Origin of the sequence: Pseudomonas sp. 2995-1, from assembly GCF_002742505.1 — a bacterium.
Classification (GTDB): domain Bacteria; phylum Pseudomonadota; class Gammaproteobacteria; order Pseudomonadales; family Pseudomonadaceae; genus Aquipseudomonas; species Aquipseudomonas sivasensis.
In genome coordinates this window covers 1-246 of sequence record NZ_LJSA01000089.1, presented here as the reverse complement: position 1 = coordinate 246, position 246 = coordinate 1, and the positions used below count along the sequence as shown (strand labels likewise).

Annotated in this window: 1 protein-coding gene; it reads left to right on the top strand. The window is 32.5% G+C overall.

Annotated features, from left to right (window positions below; all coding sequences use genetic code 11):
* On the top strand, positions 1-246 hold a 246-nt coding region (locus AOA61_RS31705; protein ID WP_218197302.1), incomplete at both ends, for a hypothetical protein.

Below are 246 nucleotides of genomic sequence, written 5' to 3'. Positions count from 1 at the left end.
GCAAAATTAAATTTAAAAACGAAAGTAAGTGAAGAAGTATTTAAAACTGATTGGCACGTCGTAGACCTTCGATTCACCCATAACCACACATATATGATTTTATCAATTAATAGGGATGCACATACGGATATAAAAATAATCGAAGCTATGTCAGGAGAAGAAATAACACTTCCTGAATTACCTGATGGGCAAGTAACGAGTATTAATTTTTCTTTGGATGAAAAGCTCATGACGTTCCTTTTAAAT